The 24750-nt window shown below is 72.2% G+C and carries 21 protein-coding genes; 13 read left to right on the top strand and 8 right to left on the bottom strand.

Translation table 11 applies throughout. The features are described 5' to 3' along the window. Positions 1-18: 18 nt before the first annotated feature. Both ADY01_RS12805 and ADY01_RS12800 read right to left on the bottom strand, forming a co-directional pair. Entirely contained in the window at positions 19-1416 is a 1398-nt protein-coding gene (locus ADY01_RS12805; protein WP_049570976.1) for an NAD-dependent succinate-semialdehyde dehydrogenase, read from the bottom strand. After that, the gene (locus ADY01_RS12800) at positions 1416-2504 is read right to left on the bottom strand and encodes an isocitrate/isopropylmalate dehydrogenase family protein (protein WP_049570973.1); all 1089 of its coding nucleotides are present in this window, start codon (positions 2502-2504) and stop codon (positions 1416-1418) included. Before ADY01_RS12800 ends, ADY01_RS12805 begins: the two co-directional genes overlap by 1 nt. Positions 2505-2747: 243 nt before the next feature. Between ADY01_RS12800 and ADY01_RS12795 the strand changes: the two genes are divergently transcribed. Continuing rightward, positions 2748-4823, top strand: coding sequence for a SpoIIE family protein phosphatase (locus tag ADY01_RS12795; protein ID WP_078900246.1), 2076 nt, complete (start codon positions 2748-2750; stop codon positions 4821-4823). An 18-nt stretch (positions 4824-4841) separates the two neighbouring features. Here ADY01_RS12795 and ADY01_RS12790 read toward each other — a convergent pair whose 3' ends face one another. After that, positions 4842-5540, bottom strand: a complete 699-nt coding sequence (locus ADY01_RS12790; RefSeq protein ID WP_049570991.1) for an NAD(P)-dependent oxidoreductase — start codon at positions 5538-5540, stop codon at positions 4842-4844. A 93-nt stretch (positions 5541-5633) separates the two neighbouring features. Here ADY01_RS12790 and ADY01_RS12785 point away from each other — a divergent pair, with 93 nt between their 5' ends. The 11 genes from ADY01_RS12785 (at position 5634) to ADY01_RS12735 (ending at position 18160) form a co-directional block, all read left to right on the top strand. Further along, positions 5634-6311, top strand: a complete 678-nt coding sequence (locus tag ADY01_RS12785) for a TetR/AcrR family transcriptional regulator (protein ID WP_049570970.1) — start codon at positions 5634-5636, stop codon at positions 6309-6311. Between the two features lie 119 nt (positions 6312-6430). Continuing rightward, a complete protein-coding gene (locus ADY01_RS12780; protein WP_049570965.1) occupies positions 6431-7261 on the top strand; it encodes a nitrilase-related carbon-nitrogen hydrolase in 831 nt (276 codons plus the stop codon). 69 nt (positions 7262-7330) lie between these two features. After that, complete coding sequence (locus ADY01_RS12775; protein WP_049570962.1) at positions 7331-8158, top strand: DUF6282 family protein; 828 nt, start codon at positions 7331-7333, stop codon at positions 8156-8158. Positions 8159-8312: 154 nt separating this feature from the next. Beyond that, on the top strand, positions 8313-9080 hold the full coding sequence (locus tag ADY01_RS12770) for an IclR family transcriptional regulator (RefSeq protein ID WP_049570988.1): 768 nt from the start codon (positions 8313-8315) through the stop codon (positions 9078-9080). 132 nt (positions 9081-9212) lie between these two features. Beyond that, positions 9213-10226: an alpha/beta hydrolase gene (locus ADY01_RS12765; protein ID WP_078900245.1), complete on the top strand. Its 1014-nt coding sequence runs from the start codon at positions 9213-9215 to the stop codon at positions 10224-10226. An 18-nt stretch (positions 10227-10244) separates the two neighbouring features. Continuing rightward, a complete protein-coding gene (locus ADY01_RS12760; protein ID WP_049570957.1) occupies positions 10245-10892 on the top strand; it encodes an ABC transporter permease in 648 nt (215 codons plus the stop codon). A 1-nt stretch (position 10893) separates the two neighbouring features. Further along, complete coding sequence (locus tag ADY01_RS12755; RefSeq protein ID WP_053170764.1) at positions 10894-12057, top strand: ABC transporter ATP-binding protein; 1164 nt, start codon at positions 10894-10896, stop codon at positions 12055-12057. Positions 12058-12062: 5 nt separating this feature from the next. Next, entirely contained in the window at positions 12063-12791 is a 729-nt protein-coding gene (locus ADY01_RS12750) for an ABC transporter permease (RefSeq protein WP_049570951.1), read from the top strand. A 106-nt stretch (positions 12792-12897) separates the two neighbouring features. Next, positions 12898-13899 carry a glycine betaine ABC transporter substrate-binding protein gene (locus ADY01_RS12745; RefSeq protein WP_199826220.1) on the top strand — a complete coding sequence of 334 codons (1002 nt, stop codon included), beginning with the start codon at positions 12898-12900 and terminating at the stop codon, positions 13897-13899. A 255-nt stretch (positions 13900-14154) separates the two neighbouring features. Then, positions 14155-14814, top strand: a complete 660-nt coding sequence (locus tag ADY01_RS12740) for a ThuA domain-containing protein (protein WP_049570947.1) — start codon at positions 14155-14157, stop codon at positions 14812-14814. A 274-nt stretch (positions 14815-15088) separates the two neighbouring features. Continuing rightward, complete coding sequence (locus ADY01_RS12735) at positions 15089-18160, top strand: ThuA domain-containing protein (RefSeq protein WP_049570944.1); 3072 nt, start codon at positions 15089-15091, stop codon at positions 18158-18160. Between the two features lie 48 nt (positions 18161-18208). Here the strand turns inward: ADY01_RS12735 and ADY01_RS12730 are convergent, their stop codons facing one another. Next, positions 18209-18976: a ThuA domain-containing protein gene (locus ADY01_RS12730; RefSeq protein WP_049570941.1), complete on the bottom strand. Its 768-nt coding sequence runs from the start codon at positions 18974-18976 to the stop codon at positions 18209-18211. Between the two features lie 260 nt (positions 18977-19236). On the opposite strand from ADY01_RS12730, the gene ADY01_RS12725 reads away from it, so the two are divergent. Continuing rightward, complete coding sequence (locus ADY01_RS12725; RefSeq protein WP_078900247.1) at positions 19237-20253, top strand: LacI family DNA-binding transcriptional regulator; 1017 nt, start codon at positions 19237-19239, stop codon at positions 20251-20253. Between the two features lie 87 nt (positions 20254-20340). Here ADY01_RS12725 and ADY01_RS12720 read toward each other — a convergent pair whose 3' ends face one another. Genes ADY01_RS12720 through ADY01_RS12705 form a run of 4 tightly spaced genes read right to left on the bottom strand, consistent with a single transcriptional unit; the run spans position 20341 to position 24509 of the window. Further along, positions 20341-22146 (bottom strand): IucA/IucC family protein, encoded by a 1806-nt coding sequence (locus ADY01_RS12720; protein WP_049570938.1) that lies wholly within the window; start codon positions 22144-22146, stop codon positions 20341-20343. Then, entirely contained in the window at positions 22143-22724 is a 582-nt protein-coding gene (locus ADY01_RS12715; RefSeq protein WP_078900243.1) for a GNAT family N-acetyltransferase, read from the bottom strand. Before ADY01_RS12715 ends, ADY01_RS12720 begins: the two co-directional genes overlap by 4 nt. Continuing rightward, positions 22721-22939: a SidA/IucD/PvdA family monooxygenase gene (locus ADY01_RS12710; protein ID WP_049570935.1), complete on the bottom strand. Its 219-nt coding sequence runs from the start codon at positions 22937-22939 to the stop codon at positions 22721-22723. Before ADY01_RS12710 ends, ADY01_RS12715 begins: the two co-directional genes overlap by 4 nt. A 31-nt stretch (positions 22940-22970) precedes the next feature. Continuing rightward, positions 22971-24509, bottom strand: a complete 1539-nt coding sequence (locus tag ADY01_RS12705; protein WP_049570932.1) for a pyridoxal phosphate-dependent decarboxylase family protein — start codon at positions 24507-24509, stop codon at positions 22971-22973. Positions 24510-24750: the final 241 nt, after the last annotated feature.

The raw sequence follows: 24750 nt of genomic DNA, 5'->3' as shown, positions 1-24750 counted from the left end.
GGAGGGAAGGGTCGGCGTTCATCGGAGGGCGTCTCCCGGGGAGGCGTTCGGGGTGGGGCCGATCCAGAGGGTCTTGGTGTTGACGAACTCGCGGATGCCGCAGGCGCCGAGCTCCCGGCCGTAGCCGGACCTCTTGACCCCGCCGAACGGCAGGCGCGGGTCGGAGGCGACCATGCCGTTGACGAAGACGGCTCCGGCGTCCAGGGCGCGCGCGAAGACGCGGGCGCGCGCCAGGCCGCGGGTCCACAGGGCCGCGCCGAGACCGTACTCGGTGCGGTTGGCCAGGGCGATGGCCTCCTCGGCGTCCGCGGCACGGGTGATGGCCGCGACCGGCCCGAAGGTCTCCTCGTCGAAGGCCGCCATGCCGGGGGTGACATGGTCCAGGACGGTCGGCGGGTAGAACCACCCGGGCCTCTCGGCGGGTTCGCCGCCGGTCCTGAGGTCGGCTCCGGCGGCGACGCTGCGCCCGACCTGGTCGTGCAGGGTCGCACGGAGGTCCGCGCGGGCCATCGGGCCGATGTCGGTGGCCCGGTCCAGCGGATCGCCGACGGTCAGGGCTGCCGCGGCGCAGGTGAGCGCGTCGGCGAACGCGTCGGCGACGGCCGCCTCGACGATGAACCGCTTGGCGCTGACGCAGCTCTGGCCGGCGTTGAGGTACCGGGCCTTGACCGCGGTCGCGGCGGCCCGCGGGATGTCGGCGTCGGCGAGCACGATGTACGGGTCGGAACCGCCGAGTTCCAGCACCTGCTTCTTGAGGACGGCGGCGGCCTGGGCGGCGACGGCGGAGCCGGCCCCGGTGGAGCCGGTGAGGGTGACGGCCGCGACCCGGGGGTCGGCGATCACCGCCGCGACCGACGCGACCTCGACCATCAGGGTGCGGCACAGTCCCTCGGGGGCTCCCGCCGCCGCGACGACCTGCTCGACGGCGAGCGCGCACCGGGGCACGTTGTCCGCGTGCTTGAGGAGCACGCCGTTGCCGGCCGCGAGGGCCGGGGCCGCGAAGCGGAAGAACTGCCAGAAGGGGAAGTTCCAGGGCATGACCGCCAGCACGACGCCCAGCGGGTCGTACACCACGGCGCTCTCCGCGGCGTCGGAGGCCACCGGCCGGTCCGCCAGGTAGGCGGGGGCGTGCTCGGCGTAGTGCTCGCAGGTGACCGCGCACTTCTCGATCTCCGCCTCGGCCTCGGCGATCGGCTTGCCCATCTCCTCGGTGATCAGCAGGGCGTAGGCGTCCTTGCCGGCCCGCAGCACCCGGGCCATCTCCCGCAGCAGCGAGGTGCGCCGGGTGATGTCGTGGCGGCGCCAGGAGGACTGGGCGGCGACGGCGGCGTCGAGGGCGCGGGTCACGTCCTCCTCGGAGTGCGGGGCGAACCGGGCGAGTTCGGCGCCGGTGGCCGGGTTGAGGGAGGCGATCATCAGGAGCTCTCTCCGGTTCGTGCGGTGTCGCGCTCGATGACGCGGCAGGTCTCGGCGGCGAACTCCGCGGTGCCAAGGCGACCGCCGACGTCGCGGGTGCGGGTGGCGGGGTCGTCGAGGACACGGTCGACCGCGGCGCCGATCGCGGCGCCGGCGCGGACGAGCCGCGGGTCGCCGTCCCGGCGGCCCCGCCAGGCCAGGAGCATGGCCGCGGACAGGATGAGCGAGGTGGGGTTGGCGATGCCCCGGCCCGCGATGTCGGGCGCCGAGCCGTGCTGGGCCTGGGCGACGCAGATCGTCTCGCCGACGTTGACCGATCCCCCCAGGCCCAGGCTGCCGGACAGCTCGGACGCCTCGTCGGACAGGATGTCCCCGAACATGTTGGTCGTGACGATCACGTCGAACCGCTCCGGGCTGCGGATCAGCAACGCCGCGGTGGCGTCGACGATCAGCTCCTCCAGTTCGACGTCCGGGCACTCGGCCGCCGCCCGCCGCACCTCGCGCAGGAACAGCCCGTCGGACAGCTTCAGCACGTTCGCCTTGTGGACCGCGGTGACCTTGCGGCGGCGGCCCCGGGCCAGTTCGAACGCGGCCCGCGCCACCCGCCGGCACGCCGCGGCGCTGACCTTCCGCACCGACAGGGCGAGGTCCGGGTCGGGCATGAACTCGCCGGTGCCCGCGACCATGTTGCGGTCGGAGTAGAAGCCCTCGGTGTTCTCCCGCACGATGACGAGGTCCATGGGCGCGCGCAGGACGCTCAGGTCCGGCCGGGACCGGCACGGGCGGACGTTCGCGAACAGCGCGAAGTGCGTGCGCAGTTCGGCCGAGGGGTTGATGCCGCCCTCGGCGCGCGGCGGGTACGTGTAGTGCGAGACGGGACCGAGCAGCACGCCGTCGGCCTCGGGAACGGCGGACAGCACGTCGTCCGGGAGCGTGGTGCCCCTCGACGCCAGGCTCGCCAGCCCGATGTCCCGCACCTCATGGGTCAGGCCGAGGCCGAGCACCCGGTCCACGGCCGAGAGCACGTCGAGCGTCGCCCCGGTGATCTCGGGGCCGATGCCGTCGCCGGGCAGGACCAGGATCTTCACGGCATCCCCTTCTCAGGTGGCGGTCGGCCGGCTGAGGGCGGGCCAGGGACACGCTAACCCCGGAGCGCGGTTTTTTGGAAGACCGTTGTACCGACGAGATGCCGCCGCTGCCGTGCGCGCGGCCACGGTGACCGGGAGCGGGACCGGGGAAGCGGAAGCCCGCTCGACGTCAACCGACTACAGTGAGCGCATTCCGTCACATATCGGCATACATCAGCCGAACGCGAGAAATGGGCTCGATCGATGGCCGCATCCGACCCTGCGGTGCACCAGGCGGGCGGCGCCGAGGCACCCGTCGCGGTGATCGACGCGGACGGCACCGTGACCGCGTGGTCCTCGGCCGCCCAGCGGCTGCTCGGCCTCTCCGCCGCCGAGGTGGTGGGCCGCTCCGCCGCCTCGCTCCTTCGGACCGATCCCGTGGGGACCGATCAGGCCGACCGCCCGGCCGCCGGGCTCTCCCGCATCCTGCGCGATGGCACCGGCTGGTCGGGCACCGTGGAGGCGCGGCACCGCGACGGCCACGGGGTGCCCGTGCGGGCACGCCTCTTCCCGCTGGTGACGCCGGACGGGAACGCCCCCTGGCTGCTCACCGCCACCCCGCCGGCCTGGCGGCCGGAAAGCGACGCGACGGCCGAGCCCCTGCTCACGGCGCTCAAGTACCGCTCCCCCATGGGCATCAGCATCTACGACACGGACCTGCGCCTGCGCTGGATGAACGAGACGGTGGCACGGCAGACGGGGCGCTCCGAGGAGGGCCACCTGGGGCGCCGGCTGACCGAGCTGTCGTCGAGTGTCGACTCCCGCTCCATCGAGGTGTCCCTGCGGCGGGTGCTCGACGAGGGCGCCCAGGTGATCGACCACGAGTCGCGGTGGCCGTCGCCCGACGGGAAGGGGACCCGCACCTTCTCGGCCGCGATGTTCCGGATCGACGCCGAGGACGGCCGCCCGCTGGGCGCGTGCGTGCTGTCGGTGGACATCAGCCGGAGCTGGGCCCGGGAGCGCATCCGGCTGCTCGGCGAGGCCAGCACACGGATCGGCAGCACTCTGGACATCGTGCGCACCGCGCAGGAGCTTGCGGACCTGTCCGTGCCGGTCATCGCCGACTACATCACGGTCGACCTGGCGGAGGCCGTGCCGCTGCGCGACGAGCCGCTGCAACGGCTGGACGCCACCGAGGTCAGCATCCCCGTCTTCCGCCGCGCGGGCGTGGCGTCGATCCACGAGGACCTCCCGGAGTCCCTCTGGGCCAAGGGCGAGGCCGTCTACGTCCCCCCGTCGTCCCCGTTCACCAAGGTCCTGGCCACCGGGAAGTCCCACCTGGAACCGCACCTGGACACCTCGCCCGGCACCTGGCTGGACCAGGACCCGGCCCGCGCGCGCGTCATCCACGAGACCGGGATGCACTCCCTGATGATCACGCCGCTGCTGGCCCGCGGCGAGATCCTGGGCATCGCCGTCTTCGTCCGGATGGAGAACCCCCGGCCGTTCGACGAGGACGACCTGGTGCTCGCCGAGCAGATCGCCCTGCGTGCCGCGCTCGGCGTGGACAACGCGCGCCAGTACACGCGCGAACGCGCCGCCGCGCTGGCGCTGCAACGCAATCTGCTGCCCCGCGATCTGAGCGGGGGGCGGGACATCGAGGTGGCCACCCGTTACCTGCCCGCGCACGTCCACGAGGGGGTGGGCGGCGACTGGTTCGACGTCATCCGGCTGGACGACGGCCGGATCGCCCTGGTCGTCGGCGACGTGGTGGGCCACGGCCTGGAGGCGGCTGCCGCGATGGGCCAGTTGCGCACCGCCATCCGCACCCTGGCCTACCTGGACCTGCCACCCGCCGAGCTGCTGACCCGCCTCGACACCCTGGTCGTGCGGCTGGTGGAGGGGGACACCAGCGGGGGGTGCCCCCAGCCCACGAACGCCACCTGCCTGTACGCGGTCCACGACCCGGCCACGCGGCGCTGCACCATCGCGCGGGCCGGCCACCCGCCGCCCGCCGTGGTGACCCCGGACGGCGGCGTCACCTTCCCCGACCTGCCCCCGGGCACGCCCCTCGGCGTGGGCCTGGGCGCGTTCGAGTCGTTCGAGCTCGACCTGGCCCCGGGCACGATGCTGGCCCTCTACACCGACGGCCTGGTGGAGACCCGGGAGGCCGACATCGACAGCGGCCTCGGCCGCCTCCGCGGCGCCCTGTCCCCGTCCGACGGGTCGCTGGACGACCTGTGCGGCAGGGTGGTCGACACGATGGTGGGCGACCGGCTGACCGAGGACGACATCGCGCTCCTGCTGGCCCGCGTCCGCCCGGCGGACCGAGGCAGGTGACCGGGACCCGGCCGGGCCCTACGCGGCGTGGCCGAGGGCGCTGGGGGTGCGGCAGCCGACGATCGCCGGGGCCTCCCGGACGAGCGCGTCGTCGGTGAGCGCCTCCACCATGAACAGCGCGAAGTCCACCCGGCGCGTCAGGTTGCTGGCCAGGACCGGGTCGCCCACATGCCGGCTCCATACGGGCAGGCCCTGGCTCTCGCCCTCCTCCAGGCTGCTGCCGCGCACCACCGTCCACCGCGTGTCGCTGGCGAACACGCGGCGGCACGCCTCCACCTGGTCGTCGATCTCGACGGCGCGGACGAGCTTGCCCAGCACGGCGGCGATCCGGACGCCCGCCCGGAACGTCCGTGAGTACGTGTCCTCGCCGTCGCGCGTGATGTGCCAGCCGCACGAGAAGACCAGACGCGCGTCCGGCGGTGCGTGGTCGAGCACCGCCCGCGCCGTGCCCGACGCGTACTGCCGCACCCCCCAGGGCACCAGCACCGTCAGCACCCCGTCGCACCCTGCGACCGCCCGCCGGATCACGTCCGGATCGTTCGTGGGTCCGGGGACGACGGTCATCCGGCCCTCGAACGCGGCCAGCTTCGGCACGCTGCGCTCCCGGCACACCCCGACCACCTCGTAGCCGCGCTCCAGCGCGTGCCGGACCATGTACTGCCCGAGCTTCCCGGAAGCCCCGATGATGGCGACCCTCTTCCCGCGTTCCATCCCCATGGCGCAGTCCCTTCGCCGGAGTGTCGACCTTATGGCGTAAGGCACGATAGCCTTACACTGTAAGGCGGTCAAGAGGAGCGAGAAGGAGGGCGGATGCCCGAGGGAGGCAGGCGCAGGGCGCCGGCGCGTACGCCGCTCAGTCGCGAGCGCGTGATTCGCGCGGCGGTGACGGTGGCGGACGAGAAGGGGTCGGCCGCGCTCACCATGCGCGCCATCGCCCAACCGCTGGGCGTCGAGGCGATGTCGCTTTATCACCATGTCGCGGGCCGGGAGGACATCCTCGACGGCATGGTGGACGCGGTGTTCGGCGAGATCGACCTGCCGCCGCGCGGCACGGACTGGAGAAGCGCCATGCGCCACCGCGCGGTCTCCGCCCGTGCCGCGCTGCGGCGCCATCCGTGGGCCGTCGCGCTGATGGACTCCCGCACCCGGCCCGGCCCGGCGACCCTGGGCCACCACGACGCCGTCATCGGCGCGTTGCGCGCCGGAGGGTTCTCCGTCCCGATGGCGGCGCACGCCTTCTCGCTGATCGACAGCTACCTGTACGGCTTCGTGATCCAGGAGCTGAGCCTGCCGTTCAGCAGCTCGGCGGGGCTGGACGAGGTCGCGGGCGCCATCCTGCGCGACATGCCCGCCGACGCCTACCCGCACCTCACCGAGCTCGCCACCGAGCACGCTCTCAAGCCCGGGTACGACTACGCGGACGAGTTCACCTTCGGCCTCACCCTGATCCTCGACGCGCTCCACCCCGACGAGGTCACGAGCCCGTAGACCGACCGCGGCGCGGGGGGTTGTCGCGTGGGCAACTCGACTTGCCGCCAAGGGAGTAGGCCGGTAGAACCGCAGCTCCCGGGAGCGGGCACGCGTGGGATGGGAAAGGGGTGCTTGTCGTGCGGATCGCACTGGCACAGGTGGACTGCGAGCTGGGTGATGTGCAGGCCAACGTGGACGCGGCCGGGGCCGTCGTCCGTGAGGCGGCGGGGCGGCACGCGGATCTGGTGGTCTTCCCCGAGCTGAGCCTGCACGGCTACGCACTGGGTTCGGTGGGACGCGACACATCGATCAGCGCCGAGGACCGGCGGCTCGCGGAACTGTCCCGGCACGGCCCCGACGTGCTGGTCGGACTGCACGAGGCCGGCACGCTCCGGCGCTTCAACTCGGCGAGCTACCTCGCCTCGGGCACGGTGGCGCACACCCACCGCAAGCTCTTCCTGCCCAACTATCTGGCGTGGGAGGAGCGCAAGCACTTCAGCCCGGGCAGCACGCTGCGGGCGTTCGACACCGCGTACGGCCGGATGGCGACGCTGATCTGCAATGACGCCTGGCAGCCGGTGGTGCCCTGGCTCGCCGCCCAGGATGGTGCGGAGATCCTGCTCGTTCCCACCAACAGCGCCTCCGACCTGGTGCCCGGGGCCATCGACGCGGTCGTGTACTGGGCCGACCTGCTGGTCCACATGGCGCGCCTCCAGCAGTGCTGGGTGGTGTTCGTCAACCGGGTCGGCAAGGAGGGGAACGCGTCGTTCTGGGGCGGGTCGCGGGTCCTCGACCCGTGGGGAGAGGTGGTGGCCGAGGCGCCGCGGGGCCAGGAGGCGCTCACCGTGGTCGACATCGACGTCCTCGCGGCGCGGCGGCGGCGCCGGGAGATCCCGTTGCTGGAGGAGGCGCGCTTCGGCCTGGTGGCACGCGAGGTGGACCGCCTGATGCAGGAGTACGTCGACTGAGGGAGTGGGGCCGTTGCCCTGAGGGCAACCGATGTTGCCCTCAGGGGCCACGGGGCGCAGCCTGAGCGGGTGTTCGACCTCCATGTGCATGCGGCACCCGACGTGACCTCCCGGCGGGCCGACGACCACGACGTGGTCGCGGCCTACGCTGCGGCCGGATTCACCGGGTGCGTTCTCAAGGCCCACTACGAGTCCACCGTCGGGCGCGCGGCGGTGGCCTCCCGCGCCCATCGGCTGCCCGTCCACGGCGGGATCGCCCTCAACCAGCACACGGGCGGCGTCAATCCCGCGGCGGTCGCCGCCTGCCTGGGAGCCGGCGGCCGGATCGTGTGGATGCCGACCGCCGACGCGCACACCCAGCGCGACGCGGGGCTCCCGAGCCTCTGCGCGACGCGCACCGACCTCTCCCCGCACGCGTACGCGATCCCGCCGGTGGCCCCGGACACCGCCGAGGACGTGCGCGCGATCTGCCGCATGGTCGCCGAGGCCGAGGCCGTGCTCGCCACCGGCCACCTCAGCACCGCCGAGGTGCGGTGGCTCCTGGAGACCGCCCGCGGGCTCGGCGTGCGCAGGCTCCTGCTGACCCATCCCGGGTACCGGGTGCCCGACATGCCGGCGGCCGAGGCGGCGGCGCTGGCCCGTTCCGGGGCGCTGGTCGAGATCACGGCCTTCCAGCTGCTCCACCAGGCCGGCATGACCCCGGCGCGGCTGGCCGCCTACGCGGACCGGGTGGGGCTGGAGCACATCGTGCTCTCCTCGGACGCCGGGCAGCCCGACTCCCCGAGCCCGCCCGAGGCGCTGGAACTGCTGGTCGACACCCTCGCCCGGGAGGGGCTGGACCCCGGCGCGCTGCGGGCCTGCGCGTCCGAGCGCCCGGAGTCCCTCGTCACGCGGTGAGGCGGTCCTTCCCGGACGAGGCGAGGACGTCGTCGCCATGACGGCGGCCCGCGGCGGCGTCTCGTTCACCGCCTCAGGACCGGTCAGGAGGTGGGGAGTTGCTCCCTCGGCAACCACGGTTGTGATCGGCACCCGGCTCGGTCATGCTGCGGGCGTGGCAGTCGAGAGTTCATCGGGCCTTCACCGCACGCTCGCCATCCTGAGGATCCTCGGGTCCGACGAGGCGGCGGCGCGCGGCGGGCTGGGTGTGGTCGAGATCGCGCGCCGGGTGGGGCGGGAGAAGACCCAGGTCTCCCGCGCCCTCAAGGCACTTGACCAGGTCGGCCTCGTCGCGCGCGATCCGGACACGCTCGGCTACCGTCTGGGCTGGCAGGTGTTCGTGATCGCGGCCAACGCCGGGCACCCGAGGCTGCTCGCCGAGGCGCCGCCCGTGCTGCGCCGACTGGTCAACGTGCTCAAGGAGCGGGCGCACCTCACCGTGCTCACCAGCGACGGAGTGCTCACCGTGCTCTCCGAAAGCCCTCAGCGAGCGATCCAGGCCACCGGATGGGTGGGGCGGATGCCCCCGCTGCACAGCACCTCCTCCGGCCGTGCGCTGCTCTTCGACCACAGCGACGACGAGGTACGCGCGTTGCTGGCCGATGCCACGTTCCCCGCCACGGGGCCCAGGACCTGCCGGGACGTGGAGGACTTCCTCGCCCGCCTGCACCGGGCACGCGAGCAGGGCTACGCCCTGGTACAGGAGGAGCTCGAAGCGGGCCTGGTCGCCGCCGCGGCGCCGGTCCGCGACTTCCGCGGGCGGGTGATGGCCGCGCTGAACGTCTCGGCCCCCACCTACCGCCTGGAACAGGAGCTCGACCGGGCGGGACGGGTGGTCTGCTCGGCCGCCCGGCAGCTCTCGCTGGCGATGGCCGGCCGCTGACCCGCGGTGGCGTCCGGGACGGCGCCCGTAGCCGGGCGCGCACCACACGACGCCGATCGCCCCTGCCGCGCGCCTCCGTCCCGCTCCCCGGGGCGGCGCCGCGGGCCGCGCACCCCCACCTCGCGCACCCCCATGTCCGGCACGCGCGCCGTCCGCACCCGCGTCGCCGCACCCCCCACCCCCGACGAGACAGAGCCGAGGAGCAACACCGTGATCTCCCATGACTTCCCGTTCTTCAGCAGCGGCCTGCGCCTGGACGCCGACCTCCACCTGCCCGACGACGGCGGAGCCGGAGCCCCCTACCCGGTGGTGATCCCGGCCTCCGGGTACCAGGGCCTCAAGGTCATCCACCCCGAGCGCTTCGCCCGCGCCCTGACCGTCCGCGGTTACGCGGTGGTGGCCTTCGACTACCGCGGCTTCGGCGGCAGCGAGGGTGAGCGGGGGCGCCTGGTGCCCCAGGAGTGGGCGGAAGACGTGCGGGCCGCCGTGGACCGGGCCAGTGCGGCGCGGGTGCTCGACGCCGGCCGGATCGCCGTGCTCGGCTGGGGCATGGGCGGCGGCGTGGTGGTCGCCGAGGCGGCCGAGGACCCCCGGGTTCGGGCGGTCGCCGCGGTCAACTGCGTCAGCGACGGCACCCGTTCCACCCGCAACACGCATGACGAGACCAGCTGGAACTCCTTGCTGGAGCGCATCGCCGGAGACCGTGGCCGGCGGGTGGAGAGCGGTCGCTCCGAGATCACCTCGCCGTGGGACATCGTGCGGCTCGACCGGGACGGCCACACGGACGGATACGTCGGCGAGGAACTGTACAAGGCGCCCGGCTTCGGCTCGGGCGTCACCCTGGAATCGGCCGAACTGCTCCTGCGCTTCTCCCCCGAGCAGGTCGCGCACCGCATCGCGCCCCGTCCCCTGCTGGTCGTGCACGGCGCGGAGAACCGGCTGTACCGGCCCGAGGAGGCCCGCTCCCTCTTCGCGCACGCGCGGGAGCCCAAGCGGCTGCACCTGATCGAGGGCGCGGGACACACGGAGTGGATGTTCGACGAGCACCCGACGTTCCAGGGGCTGGTCGACGAGCTGGACTCCTTCTACGCCGAGGCGTTCGCCCGCGCCGACGCGGCGCGGGACTCCGCCGCGGCCACCGCCTGACCACCGAGGACGGCCGCCATGACTTTTCTCGAATTCCTCTCCGGAAACTGGTCGGACGTCCTGGACGCCACGCTCGCTCACGCGCTGCTGGTGCTCCAGGGACTCGGACTGGCCGTACTCGTCGGGGTGCCGGTGTCGGTTCTCACCTACCGCACCGGCGTGCCCCGTGCCGTCGTGCTGGGCGTGGCCGGCGTGCTGCTGACCATCCCCTCCTTCGCCCTGTTCGGCCTGCTCATCACCCCGCTCGGGCTGGGACACGGCCCCTCGATCGTCGCCCTGACCCTGTACGCCCTGCTGCCGATCATCCGCAACACGATCGTGGGCCTGCGCGACCTGGACCCGGCCGTCGTCGAGTCCGCCCGCGCGATGGGCATGGGACGGCTGCGGGTGCTGACGACCGTCGAACTCCCGCTGGCCTGGCCGGTGCTGCTCGCGGGACTGCGGGTGGCCACCCAGCTGTTGCTGGGCATCGCGGCCATCGCCGCGGCCGTCAACGGCCCCGGACTCGGCAACCTCATCCTCGATGGACTGGCCACCGCCGGTACGCCGTTCGCCGTCTACCTCACCATCGAGGGCGTGGCGGGCATCGTGGTGCTCGCCGTGCTCTTCGAACTGCTCTACACCGCCGTGAACCGACTCACCACACCCCAAGGGATCGGTGCCTGACATGACGCCAAGGACAGCTGACGACCACCCCATGATCCGGCTGGAAGGTCTGACCAAGTACTACCCCGGGCAGAAGCAGGCCGCCGTCGACGGGCTGACCCTGGACGTACCGGCCGGAGAGATCGTCATCTTCGTCGGCCCCTCCGGCTGCGGCAAGACCACCACGATGAAGCTCATCAACCGGCTCATCGAACCCACCTCCGGACGGATCCACCTCGACGGCACGGACGTCACCGAGGTCCCGGTCCACCTGCTGCGGCGCCGCATCGGCTACACGATCCAGCAGGGCGGCCTCTTCCCCCACCGCACCGTCGCCGACAACATCGCCACCGTCCCGAGGATGCTCGGCTGGGACAAGCGCCGCATCGGTGAGCGCGTCGACGCGCTGCTCGACCTGGTCGGGCTCGACCCGCAGACCTACCGCAAGCGGTATCCCCGGCAGCTCTCCGGCGGCCAGCAGCAGCGCGTCGGCGTGGCCCGCGCGCTGGGCGGCGATCCCCAGGTGATGCTCATGGACGAGCCGTTCGGCGCCATCGATCCGCTCAACCGGGACGCGTTGCAGAACGAGTTCCTGCGCATCCAGGCCGAGGTGCGCAAGACGATCGTGTTCGTCACGCACGACATCGACGAGGCGGTCAAGATGGGCGACCGCATCGCGATCTTCGGCGACGGCGGCACGGTGCACCAGTACGACACCCCCGAGAACATCCTCGCGGATCCCGCCGACCCGTTCGTCGCCGACTTCATCGGCTCCGGTGCCTCGGTCAGACGCCTGTCCCTCACTCCCGTCGGGGGCCTCGCCCTTCCCGAGTGGCCCACGGTCGCCCGTGGTTCGGACCAGGCAGCGCGGGCCGCCGCGGCCGCCGGCACCGATCGGGACCACCTGCTGGTGCTGGACGACGAGGGCCATCCCACCGGCTGGATCCCCCTGCTGGGCCCGGAACGCAGGCCCGGCGAGGAACTCCCCCTCCTCAGCCGGCTGGGACCGGACGACAGCCTCTTCGACGCCCTCGACCTCATGCTCTCGGCCAACTCCTCCGTGCTGGCCGTGGTGGATGGCGACGGCCGCTACCGGGGTGTCGTGGACATGGACTCGCTCCGCACCCTGATCAACGCCCGAGCCGCCTCCGACCCGCAGGACTCCCCCCGCATGCAGGAGGCATAGCCACCATGCCCGTTCTCCTTCGCCATGCCCTCACCCCGCTCGGGCTCGGCGCCGTCCTGCTCACCCTCGCCCTCTACGTCTCCGCCCAGTCGCACGACCTGATCGAGCAACGCTCCCTCAACGCCGAGTACCTGGTCAGCCGCACCGTCAAGCACCTGGAACTCACGGGCGTGGTGACAGCCCTCATCCTGCTCATCGCCGTCCCGGCCGGCGTCCTGCTGACCCGCAGAGGGGCCCGGCACATCGCCGGGCCCGTGCTCGCCCTCGCGAGCATCGGGCAGGCGCTGCCGTCCCTGGGCCTGATCGTGCTGCTGGCCGTGGCCTTCGTCAGCCTCGGCGTCGACCAGATCGCGGTCATCGCCTTCGTGCTGTACGGAATCCTGCCCGTACTGCGCAACACCATCGTCGGGCTCCAGCAGGTCGACCGGTCGGTGATCGAGTCGGCGTTCGGCATGGGGATGACCCGCCGCGCGGTGCTGTGGCGCATCGAACTGCCGCTGGCCGTACCGGTCATGCTCGCCGGGGTCAGGACCGCGCTCGTGATCACCGTCGGCACGGTCACGCTGGCCACCTTCATCGGCGCGGGCGGACTGGGCGACGTCATCTCCAACGGCATCAGTTCCAGCCGCGACCTCGTGCTGGTGACCGGCAGCGTGCTGGTCGCCGTCCTGGCCCTGGCTCTGGACTGGCTGGCCGGCATCGCCGAGGACCTGCTGCGGCCGCGCGGGCTGTGACCCCGGTGACCGGAGACGCCCCGCGGGAGCGGGAGCCACGCGGAAGCACGGACCCGGCACGGAGCCGGCACGGACAGCACCGACAGCACGGGAAGGAAGATGAACGGTGAAGCGACGGGTACGGAACGCGCACCGGCGGCTCGCCATACACCTGGCCCTGGCCGCCCTGACCGCCCTGACCGTCGGCGCGTGCTCGATCGCGCCCGGCGGCACTGACTCGATCGGCCAGGAGGAGCTGAACGGGGGCTCGATCGCCGAGGAGTTCGACCTCTCGGGCGCCCGCTTCACCGTGGGCTCCAAGGAGTTCACCGAGCAGAAGATCCTCGGCCAGATCACGCTGTACGCCCTGCGCGCGGCCGGCGCCGAGGTGTCCGACCAGACGGGATTGAACGGCACCGGCATCGTCCGCGGCGCGCTGGAGAGCGGCGAGATCGACATGTACTGGGAGTACTCCGGCACCGGCTGGACGCAGTTCCTCCAGCACGACAGGCCGGTCGACGGTGTGCTGCCGCAGTTCCGGGCCACCGCGGGCGAGGACGAGGAACGCAACGGCATCACGTGGCTCGGCCCGGCGCGCTTCGGCAACCAGTACGCCGTCGCCCGCGCCGCGGACTCCGCGGGAGACCTCGGAGAGGTGGATCAGCTCAGCGACCTGGAGCGGTTCGGCACGGAGCACCCGGACGAGATGACCCTGTGCGGGGCCGCGGAGTTCCTCGACCGCGAACTGAGCGCGATCCGCGAGAGCTATGACGTGGACTTCCCGCCGTCACAGGTCTACCAGAACGCCTTCGCGTTGAACTTCGTCAACGTCGCCAAGGCCAGCCCCTGCAACTTCGCCGAGGTGTTCACCACCGACGCCCGCCTGGAGTCCCTGGACCTGACGGTCCTCGAAGACGACAGGGGCCACTTCACCACCGAACTCGCCGCGCTCACCATGCGCGAGGACACCCTGGCCGAGCACCCGGCCCTCGCTGACCTCGCGGTGCGCATCGGGGACGAGCTGACCGAGGCCACCATGATCGAGCTCAACGGCATGGTCGACCTGGACGGCAGGACGCCGGAGGAGGCCGCCGCGCACTTCCTCCGCTCGCACGGCTTCATCGGCTGATGACGCGGCCCCGACGAGGGGCCCGCAGAACCGCACAGCTCCGAATCTTTTCGCAAAACTTCGCGATGCCGTGTCGCATGTCTTGACGGGTCTGAACCGGGCTTCTTACAGTTCCGGCGACCGGGAAGATATTCGAAATGTTTCGAGCGGCGGCCCATCGGGGAGCACTGGGCCGACCGCTGGCGGCAGGCCGGAGCCGGCGAGGCCGCGAGGTGGCTCTCGCGGCCCGGCAGCGCGAAAGGAGCGAGGGACCCTATGGTCTCCGGAAGGCGGCAGGCTCTCGTGGTGCGGGGTGGGTGGCCAGGTCACGAGCCCGTCGAGACCACCAACCTCTTCGTGCCGTTCCTCCAGGGACACGGATTCGAGGTCCTGGTGGAGGAATCGCTGGAGGTCTACGAGGACGAGGCGCTGCTGGCACGGACCGATCTGATCGTGCAGAGCTGGACGTCGGGCGACATCACCCGCGCCGAGAGCGCCGGGCTGATGGCGGCCGTGCAGGCCGGAACGGGCCTGGCCGGCTGGCACGGCGGCATCGTGGACGCCTTCCGCGAGGACAAGGACTACCAGCTGCTGACCGGCGGCCAGTTCGTCATGGACACCGGGGGGCCGGACCGGCGACGCGTCCGGCTCTCCCCCGGGTTCGCGGACCACCCGGTGATCGCCGGGCTCCACGACTTCGAGGTGCGCGGCAGCCAGTACTGGACCCACAGCGACCCGCTCAACGACGTCCTGGCGACCGTCGCCTTCGAGGCCGACGAACGGCGGGCGCGCCCCGCCGACATACCCGCCGTGTGGGCCAGGACCTGGGGCAGGGGCCGCGTGTTCGTGTCCACCTTCGGCCACGGGACCGAGGACTTCCGGGTCCCCGAGGTCCGCGCCATCACCGAGAGGGGACTCCTGTGGGCGAGCCGCTGAGCACCGGAACCCGCTGCCGACCGGATCCCCCGCGCGTGCTTCCACCGGGCCGAACGCCGTCGGCCTGATCGTCAGGACTTCCCGCGGGCGGCGCCCTCGCCCGCGGGGATCGGGCCGGTCCCACCGCGTGAGCGGCCCGGAGTGCACAGGAACCGAACGTCCGGGGACCCCCCGGAACCAGAGGAGCGTTACCCCCCACCCTCTCCTGTGAGGAGACGTGTTGAGAACAACCCGGCAACACCTCAGAACGGCGGCACGAGCCGGTGCCGTCGCAGTGACGCTGGCCGTCGCGGCCGGTGGCGTCGCCGCCGCCCATCCGGGGCACGGTGACGAGACCTTCAACGCCCTGGTCTTCAGCAAGACGGCGGGCTTCCGGCACGATTCGATCCCCGCCGGCATCGCCGCGATCGAGGATCTCGGCGAGGAGAACGGATTCGAGGTCACCGCCACCGAGGACGCGGCGGTCTTCAACGACGCGGAACTGGCCCAGTACGAGGTCGTCGTCTGGCTCTCCACCACCGGCGACGTGCTCAACGAGGACCAGCAGGGCGCGTTCGAGCGCTATGTCGCCGGTGGCGGCGGCTACGCGGGCGTGCACGCGGCCGCCGACACCGAGTACGACTGGCCCTGGTACGGCGAGTTGGTGGGCGGCTACTTCGCCGGCCACCCCGCGCCGCAGGACGCCACCGTCCACGTCGAGGACCCCGAGCACCCCTCGACCGCCTCGCTGCCCGCCGACTGGGGCCGCCACGACGAGTGGTACAACTACGCCCCCAACCCCCGGGAGAGCGCGCATGTGCTCGCCACCCTGGACGAGGGCTCCTACGAGGGCGGCACCATGGGTGAGGACCACCCGATCTCCTGGTGCCGGGACGTCGACGCGGGCCACGCCTGGTACACCGGCATGGGCCACACGGCGGAGTCCTACGAGGAGCCGGAGTTCCTCGCCCACCTGCTCGGCGGCATCCGGACCGCCGCCGGCGCGGTGGCGGCCGACTGCTCGGGCGACGGCGCGGGCGACGGGCCGCTGGCCGAGGACTTCGAGAAGGTGACGCTGGACGACAACACCAGCAACCCGATGGAACTGGACATCGCCGACGACGGCCGGGTCTTCTACATCGACCGCAACGGCGCGGTCAATGTGGTGCTGACCAATGGCTCGGTGGTCACCGCGGGCCAGGTCCCGGTGTACACCGGCCAGGAGTTCGGGCTGCTCGGCATCGCCCTCGACCCCGGCTTCGCGGACAACGGCCACCTCTACCTCTACTACTCGCCACAGGGCGAGGAGCAGGTCGACCGGGTCTCCCGCTTCACCGTCCAGGGCGACACCCTCGACCCGGGCAGCGAGCGGGTGGTCCTGACCGTCGACACCCAGCGGCAGGAGTGCTGCCACGCGGGTGGCGCCCTGGAGTTCGACACCCAGGGCAACCTGTACATCGCCACCGGCGACAACACCAACCCGTTCGCCAGCGACGGCTACTCCCCGCTGGACGAGCAGGCGGGCCGCGCCAGCTGGGACGCCCAGCGCACCGCCGCCAACAGCGCCGTTCTCAACGGCAAGGTGCTGCGCATCACCCCGCAGGCGGACGGCGGTTACACCATCCCGGACGGCAACCTCTTCCCGGAGGGCACCGCGAACGCCCGCCCCGAGATCTTCGCGATGGGCTTCCGCAACCCGTTCAGGATCGGCCTCGACCCGACCACCGACCAGCTGTTCGTGGCCGACTACGGCCCGGACGCCGGCAGCGCCAGTCCCTCCCGCGGTCCCGAGGGCCGGGTCGAGTGGAACATCGTCGACGAGCCGGGCTTCTACGGCTGGCCCTACTGCGTCGGCGCCAACACCCCCTACATCGACTACGACTTCGCCACCGGCACCTCCGGCGCCGCGTACAACTGCTCCGCGCCGGTCAACGACTCCCCGAACAACACCGGGGTGCGCGAGCTGCCCGCCGCCGAGCCCGCCGAGGTCTGGCTCGGTGCCGAGACCAGCACTCCGGAGATCGGCCGCAGCGGCGCGCCGATGACCAGCGGCGCCTACCAGTTCGACCCGAACCTGGAGTCCGACACCAAGTGGCCCGAGTCCTTCGACGGCAACGTGGTGTTCGCCGACTGGAACGACAGCCGGCTGTTCTCGTTCGGGCTGAACGAGGACCGCACCCAGGTCGCCAGTGTGACGCGGATCTTCGAGGAGCTGCAGTTCAACCGGCCGCACGCGCTCCAGTTCGGCCCGGACGGCTCGCTGTACGTGATCGAGTGGGGCAGTGGGTTCGGCGGCAACAACACCGACTCCGGGGTCTACCGGGTGGACTACGTCCAGGGCAACCGCGCGCCGATCGCCCAGATCACCACGAACCGCACCTCGGGGCCGCTGCCGCTCGACGTCGCCTTCGACTCCGCGGGCTCCCACGATCCGGACGGTGGCCCGGTGACGTTCTCCTGGGACTTCGACGGTGACGGCGCCGAGGACAGCACGGCGCCCACGGCCGGCCACACCTATACGGAGGCGGGCCGGTACACCGCGCGGCTGACCGCGACCGACGAGGACGGCAGGACCTCGGTGTCCAACCTGGAGATCACGGCGGGCAACGAGGCTCCGGTCCTCGACGTCGCTGGACCGGTGAACGGCGGGTTCTTCGCGTTCGGGGACTCCATAGCCTACGAGGTGTCGGTGACCGACGCCGAGGACGGCGAGATCGACTGCGACAACGTGGTGGTCCAGCCCGCCCTGGGCCACGACGAGCACGCGCACGGCTACGAGCAGTACCACGGCTGCTCCGGCAGCTTCCCGCTGCCGGGCGACGAGGGGCACATCGGCGCCAACATCTTCGGCACCGTGACCGTCACCTACACCGACCAGGGCAACGGCGACGCGCCGCCGCTGACCACCCAGGAGGTGCTGGTGCTCCAGCCCAAGCTGCGCGAGGCGGAGTACTTCGACTCCTCCGGCCGCCTGGAGTCCGCCACCGGCGGCGGCGACCCGGGCGTCAGCATCGAGGGCACCGGTGACGCGGCCGGAGGCGGCCAGAACATCGGTCACATCGACAACGGCGACTGGTGGGCCTGGAACCCGGCCAACCTGACCAACATCGACGAGATCGGCCTGCGCGCCGCCTCGCCGACGCTGGGCGCGACCGTCGAGGTCCGCACCGGCGACCCCGAGTCGGGGCCGACCGTGGCGACCATCGAGGTCCCGCCCACCGGTGACTGGCAGGTCTACGGTGACTTCACGGCCGCGGTCAGCGGCGGCTCCACCGCCGAGAGCGGGCCGCTGTACTTCGTGAAGACCACCGGTGAACTCAACGTCAACTGGGTGGACTTCATCGGACAGGGGGTGACCCAGCCCTAGCCGGACGCGGGCCCGCGCCCCTGGTGGGGCGCGGGCCCCCGTACCCGGTCACGCCACCGCGCCGCCGTCCTCGAACCACCCGGTCTCCGAGTGGGTCAGCCGCGGCGCCCCGCCGATGCGGTCCGGGGCCGCCCAGAGCACCGCGTTGGCGATCACCCGGCGGACGTCGGCGTGGTGGTACACCGGGTAGTCCTGGTCCCCCGGGCTGAAGTAGAAGATCCGGCCGCTGCCGCGCCGGAAGGTACAGCCGCTGCGGAACACCTCGCCCCCGGCGAACGAGCTGACGAACACCAGCTCGTCCGGGGCCGGGATGTCGAAGAACTCCCCGTACATCTCCTGCTGTTCGATGACGATGGGGTGCGGCACCCCGGCCGCGATCGGGTGCGAAGGGTCCACGGTCCAGACCAGCTCCCGCTCCGCCGCGTTCCGCCAGCGCAGCGTGCACGTGGTGCCCATCAGCCGGGTGAACGGCTTCGACCAGTGCCCGGAGTGCAGCACGATCAGCCCCATCCCGGCCAGCACCCGGCGGCGCACCCGCTCCACCACCGGGTCGGCCACCTCGCGGTGGGCCAGGTGTCCCCACCAGGTCAGCACGTCCGTCTCCGCGAGCACCCGCTCGGTCAGCCCGTGCTCCGGCTCGTCCATGGTCGCCGTGCGCAGCAGGACCCGGTCGCCCAGGTGCTCCTGGACGCCCTCCGCGATCGCGCCGTGCATCCCGTGCGGGTACCGCTCGGCGACCTCGGGGCTGCGCTGCTCGTGACGGCCCTCGGACCACACGGTGACGCGCAGCGGCTGCGGGGACGGCGACGGCGACATGACTTCTCCTGTCGGGAAGAGGGGGCCGGGGCGCGATCGACCGCCGCTGTCGGATCGCTGCCACGGGTCCGGCTCGTCGAGGACGACCGGGGGAGGATGGCCGGATTTCGAAACCAACCGGTAGGGAAGCTAGACGCCGTGCTCGGCGCCGTCAAGACTGCGGGCACCGGCGGCGGCCCTGGTGGGGCGGCCGACGGCCTGAGCACTACAGTGTCCCGAAAATTGTCGGGAGAGCAGAGAATGGACTCGTGACCAGCAAGGTGCCCCGCCCCACGCTCGCGGATATCGCGGAGATGGCCGGAGTGTCCGTCTCCACCGTCTCCAAGGTCCTCAACGGCCGGGACGACGTCTCGCGGGACACCCGGGCCAAGGTCGACGAGGTGCTGCGCCAACACCACTACATGCGGCGCGGCACCTCGGGTTTCGAGCCGGAGATCCGCACCGTCGACCTGGTGCTGAGCGGGCTCGACGGCTCCTGGCCCGCGAGCGTGGCCAGCGGCATGGAGTCGGCCGCCTACGAGGCGGGCGTGCACGTGGTGATCTCCCGGGCCCGCGGCTCCGCGCCGACCGGCGGGCGCCGCGCGCAGGACTGGGTGGACCGGGTCCTGGAGCGCGGCAGCGCGGGCGTGGTGCTGGGCCTCATCGAGGCGACGCCGGAGCAGCTGGCCCGGCTGGCCGCGGCCAGGATCCCCTGCGTGGTGATCGACCCGCTGAGCGACCCGCCGCCGGACGTGATGTCCGTGGGCACCACCAACTGGGCCGGTGCCTACGAGGCCACCAACCACCTCCTCCAGCTCGGCCACCGGCGGATCGCGCTGGTCACCGGGCCGCCCCACCATCTCTACACGCGGGCCAGGATGGCGGGGTACCGCTCCGCGATCGTCGCCGCCGGGCTCGACGTGACACCCGAGCTGGTGCGGCACGGCAACTACGACCGGGCCAGCGGCGCGGAGCAGGTGCGCGCGCTGATCGAGCTGCCCGACCCGCCGACCGCGCTGTTCATCTGCTCCGACCACATGGCCATCGGCGGCTACGAGGCGCTGACCGGCGCGGGTCTGCGGGTCCCCGAGGACATCAGCGTGGTCGGCTTCGACGACCTGCCCGAGGCCCGCTGGGTGTCCCCGGCGCTGACCACGGTGCGCCAGCCGCTCAAGGAGATGGGCGGCAGCGCGCTGCGCACCCTGGTCCGGCTGATGGGCGGCGAGGAGCCGGAGAGCCCCCGGGTCGAGCTGGCCACCACCCTGGTGGTCCGGGACAGCACGGCCCCCCGGCCCTAGGGCCGCAACCCGCCGGGTCCCGGATGCGGGCCGCCGGGACGCGGTGCGTGGCTTCGTGTGCGCGTGCGCCGGCCGCTTCCGTGGCGGTCATGGGGCCGGCGCGAACGGCGCCAGCGGATTGGGCAGTTCGCCGACCAGCTGGAGTGCGGCGGAGGGGTCCGCGAGGTCGACCATCTGCCGGTTGTCGCGCAGCTGGAGGCGGTTGAGGCAGGACAGCGCGAAGGTCTTGACGAACGGGTCGTGGCGCTCGAAGCGGTGCGCGAGGTGCGGCACCGAGTCCCGGTAGTCGCAGACGCAGCGCGCGACGGTGCGCCAGAACTCCCCCTCGGCAAGGGTCCCCGTCTCGTCGAGGATCGCCGAGAGGTAGCGCAGGAAGCCGTCGAAGACGTCGGTGAAGATCGACAGCAGCCGCATGTCCTCGGGCACCGCCGCGCGGATGCGCCGCACCAGCGGGGGCAGGTCGGCTTCCGGGTCCATGACGACGATCTCCTCGGCGATGTCCTTGAACACCGCGCGCACCACCGTGCCGGTTGTGTCCAGGACCAGGATCACGTTCTCCCCGTGGGGCATGAAGGCCAGGTCGTGGGCGTAGAAGCTGTGCAGGAGGGGCGTGAGGTAGGCGTCGAGGTAGTGGCGCAGCCAGCGCTCGGGGGCCAGCCCGGAGCGGGCGATCAGGGCCGCGGCGAGGGAGCCGCCGTCGCGGTCGGTGTGGAGCAGGGCGGCCATGGTGGACAGGCGTTCACCGGGAGCGAGGGCGGGTACCGGGCTCTCGCGCCAGAGCGCGGCCAGCATCTTGCGGTAGGGCGAGTAACGGTCGGTGGCCGCCTCGTACTGGGGGCTGCGGTACCCGATGGCGGCGCGTTCCCGGAGGATGGTCAGCCCGGTGGCGCGCAGGACGGGGTCGGCGGCGATCAGTCCGGCCAGCCAGTCGTTGATCGCGGGAGTCGCCTCCATGTAGGCGGCCGACAGCCCGCGCATGAAGCCCATGTTCAGGACGGATATGGCGGTCTTGACGTAGTGCCGCTCGGGGTGGTCGGCGTTGAAGAAGGTCCGGATGGACTGCTGCGCCAGGTAGGCGTCCTCGCTCTCGCCGAGGTACACCAGCCTCCGGGTGGCCAGCTCACCGGCGAAGGTGACGGTGAGCTTGTTGATCCACTGCCAGGGGTGGACCGGGAGGAAGAGGTAGTGTCCGGGGTCGAGTCCGAGGCCGGCCAGGGTGTCCGTGAAGCGGCGGCGCTGGGCGGCTCCCAGCTCCCGCTCGATCAGCGTGTCGTAGTCGAGGTCGGCGCACGAGGTGAAGGTGGTCCGTTCCCGGTGGGCTGCGAGCCAGACCAGGTGGACCGGGGCGCCCGCTTCCGGGGCGTAGCGGTGGAACTCCTCGGCGTCGAAGCCGATCCTGCCGTTGTTGGCGACGAAGCCGGGGTGTCCTTCGGTCATGCCGGACTCGATGGCCTGGAAGCCGGCGGTGGACAGCTCGGCCGCCGGGAGCGCGGGCCGGGAGAGCTTGTAGGCGGCGGAGGAGAGCGTGGAGTTGAGTTCCTCCAGGTAGACCGGGAGCACCTCGTCGCCCAGTCCGAGGGAGGTGCGCAGTTCGAGAATCATGTCGACCGCGTCCAGCGGGAGTTCGGCGCCGTCCCGGTGGCGGGTGATCGTGTCGGGGGCGATCTGCCAGTGGTCGAGGGCCATGCGGCGGGCGGCGAAACGGTACTCCACGCTCTCGTCGTCCGATCGCACGCGGTACCGGCCCTCGCCCGTGGGCTCCGGTTCCAGCAGCCTCTCGTGCGCGAACTCCGCCAGCGCCTTGCGCACCATGGCCCGGTTGGCGGCGGCCCACGGGTCCGGGTGCAGGTGTGCCACCGGGGCGGGGGGAACCGGGCGGTCGGGTGTGGTCATGGGGTGGCTCCTTCGGTGGCTGCCCGGAACTGTTCCCGGGTGCAGAAGCTCAGCAGGGCTTCCTTCTCGGGCTTGGTCAGCGGCCCCTCGGGGACGAATCCGACGGCGGCGTTGAGCGCGTGCACGGCCGTGTTGCGCACATCCGGCTCCACGACGACGCGCCGCACCGCGGGATCGTCGAAGAGACAGGCCATCACCGTGGTGATGACGGCGCGGGTGAAGCCGTGCCGGGGGCGGGCGGTGGGGGCGCAGAGGAAGTGCATGCCGATGTCGCCGGGCCGGGCCTCGTACAGGCCGGCCAGTTCGACGCGGGCGGGATCGTAGCGCTCGGCCAGGAAGCAGGGCTCGCCGTCCAGGGTGCCGACGAAGGCGTCATGGCAGGGATGGTCGGTGATCTCGCGGTAGGCGCGCGCCACTTGGGCGAGGCTGTGGTCCCGCATCATCCAGTAGGCGGCCTTGGGGTGGGTCACCCAGGCGTGCAGCAGGACGGCGTCCGCCTCCGGGTCGAGCCGGTGGAGCGCCAGGGTGCCCAGACGTGTGCGGCGGGAGAAGAGAGCGGGTCGGTCGAACGCGGTCACGATATGACATCCTCCGGAGCGCCGAACTCCTGGCACGCGATGCTCTTCTCGATCGGGTAGACCTCCCGGCCGGTGATCTGGTCGCGGGCCTCCTGGAAGACGCCGTCGAACTCCTCGACCGGCGCGCTCAGGCAGGCGAGTCCGAGGTTGCAGGGGCCGAGGCCGAGGCCGACGGCGACGACGTCGTCGTGCACCTCGCCGGTGTGAGCGGGCATGGGTTCTCCATTCCTGCGGGCGGGGGCGGTCCTAGTCCCGGATGGTGGCGGCGATCGCGAGATAGTCGGCGGCGTGGCCGGCCAGCAGGTCGAGGACGTGCGCGATGTCGTCCAGCGTGGTTTCCGGATTGAGCACCGTGAACTTCAGGAAGTGCCGGCCGTCGACCTTGGTCCCGGCCACCAGGCCCTCCCCGGACGCGGCGAGGGCCTCGCGCGCGTACTGATTGGCCTCGTCGGTGAGGTCCGTGGCGAGGTCGTCGCCCTCGGACCGGTAGCGGAAGACCACCGTCGAGAGCGGGGAGCGCGTCACCACCTCGAAGCGGGCGTCGGCACGGAGGAGGTCGTACGCCGCCCCGGCGAGGTCCACCACCTCGTCGAAGAGCAGTCCGATCGCCTCGGCGCCCATGACCCGCAGGGTCAGCCAGAGCTTGAGGGCGTCGAACCTGCGGGTGGTCTGGAGGGACTTGTCCACCTGGTTGGGTATGTGCCGCTCCGCCATGCCGGCGGGATTGAGGTAGTCGGCGTGGTAGGTGGCGTGGGACAGGGTGGCGCCGTCACGGACGACGAGGGCGCTGGAACTGACGGGCTGGAAGAAGGACTTGTGGTAGTCGGCGGTGACCGAGTCGGCCCGCTCGACGCCGTTCAGAAGGTGGCGCCGGGTGGGCGAGACCAGCAGGCCGCACCCGTACGCGGCGTCCACATGGAGCCAGATCCCCTTCTCCTCGCACACGTCGGCCACGGCGTCCAGGGGATCGATCGTGCCGAAGTCGGTGGTTCCGGCCGTGGCGGCCACGGCCATCACCGTCAGCCCCTCGGACTCCAGGCGGTTCACCTCCGCACGCAGCGTGGACACGCACATGCGCCGGTCGGGGGTGGTGGGCACGGCGATCACGGCCTCCATCGGCAGGCCCAGCAGCTTGGCGGCCTTGATGACGCTGAAGTGCGCGGCCGAGGAGGTGAGCACCCGCAGCCGCGGCAGCAGATCCTGACGGTCCCGGGCGGTGCCGGCCCCGGCTCGGGCGAGCGTCTCCTCCCGGGCGAGGAGCAGCGCGTGGAGGTTGGAGTGCGTGCCACCGCTGGTGAAGACGCCGTCGGCGTCCCCGCCGAAACCGATGCGGCCGGCTGTCCAGCCGATCAGGCGGCGCTCGATCAGGGTCGCGCCGGCGCTCTGGTCCCAGGTGTCCAGCGAGGAGTTGACGGCACTGAGCACCACCTCCCCCAGTAAGGCCGGGATCACGACGGGGCAGTTGAGGTGGGCCAGGTAGCGGGGGTGGTGGAAGTACACCGCGTCGCGCAGGTAGATGCGCTGCAACTCCGCGATCGCGGCGGCCGAGTCGCCGAGCGGGCGGTCGAGGTCCACGGCGTCCAGCTCCGGGGCCAGTTGCTCCGGGCTGATACCGGAGAACGGCCGCGCGGCGGCGGAGACCCGGTCGGCCACGGCGCCCACCCCCCGCATCAGGCTCTCCCGGTAGGCGTCGGTCGTACGGCCGTTGAACAGGTGGGCTCGGGCGAAGCCGGTCGCCGGGGAGACGGCGGCCGGTTCCTGCACGGTCTTGCCCTCTATCGTCATGTCAGCCTTCTGGTCGCGGAGGTCGAGATCAACCGGGGCGAGGCTGACCTCGGTCTTGCGTGCAGCCCACTCACTCAGGTGCTCGGGCCGAGCCGCCGAGGACGCACGTCCGAATCTCGCGCATCGACCAGTTACATTAACCTTCCCGCGCCCTCGCCCTCGGGCCGCCCTGAAGGCGTTCGCGCGGGCCCCCTCCGACCGGGACGGGCTCGCGCGAACGCCTTCAGGGCGGCCCGAGGGC

It is taken from the genome of Streptomyces sp. SBT349, assembly GCF_001083795.1.
Classification (GTDB): domain Bacteria; phylum Actinomycetota; class Actinomycetes; order Streptomycetales; family Streptomycetaceae; genus Streptomyces.
Note: the sequence above shows the minus strand (reverse complement) of the source record. Positions and strands in the feature narration are given on the sequence as shown.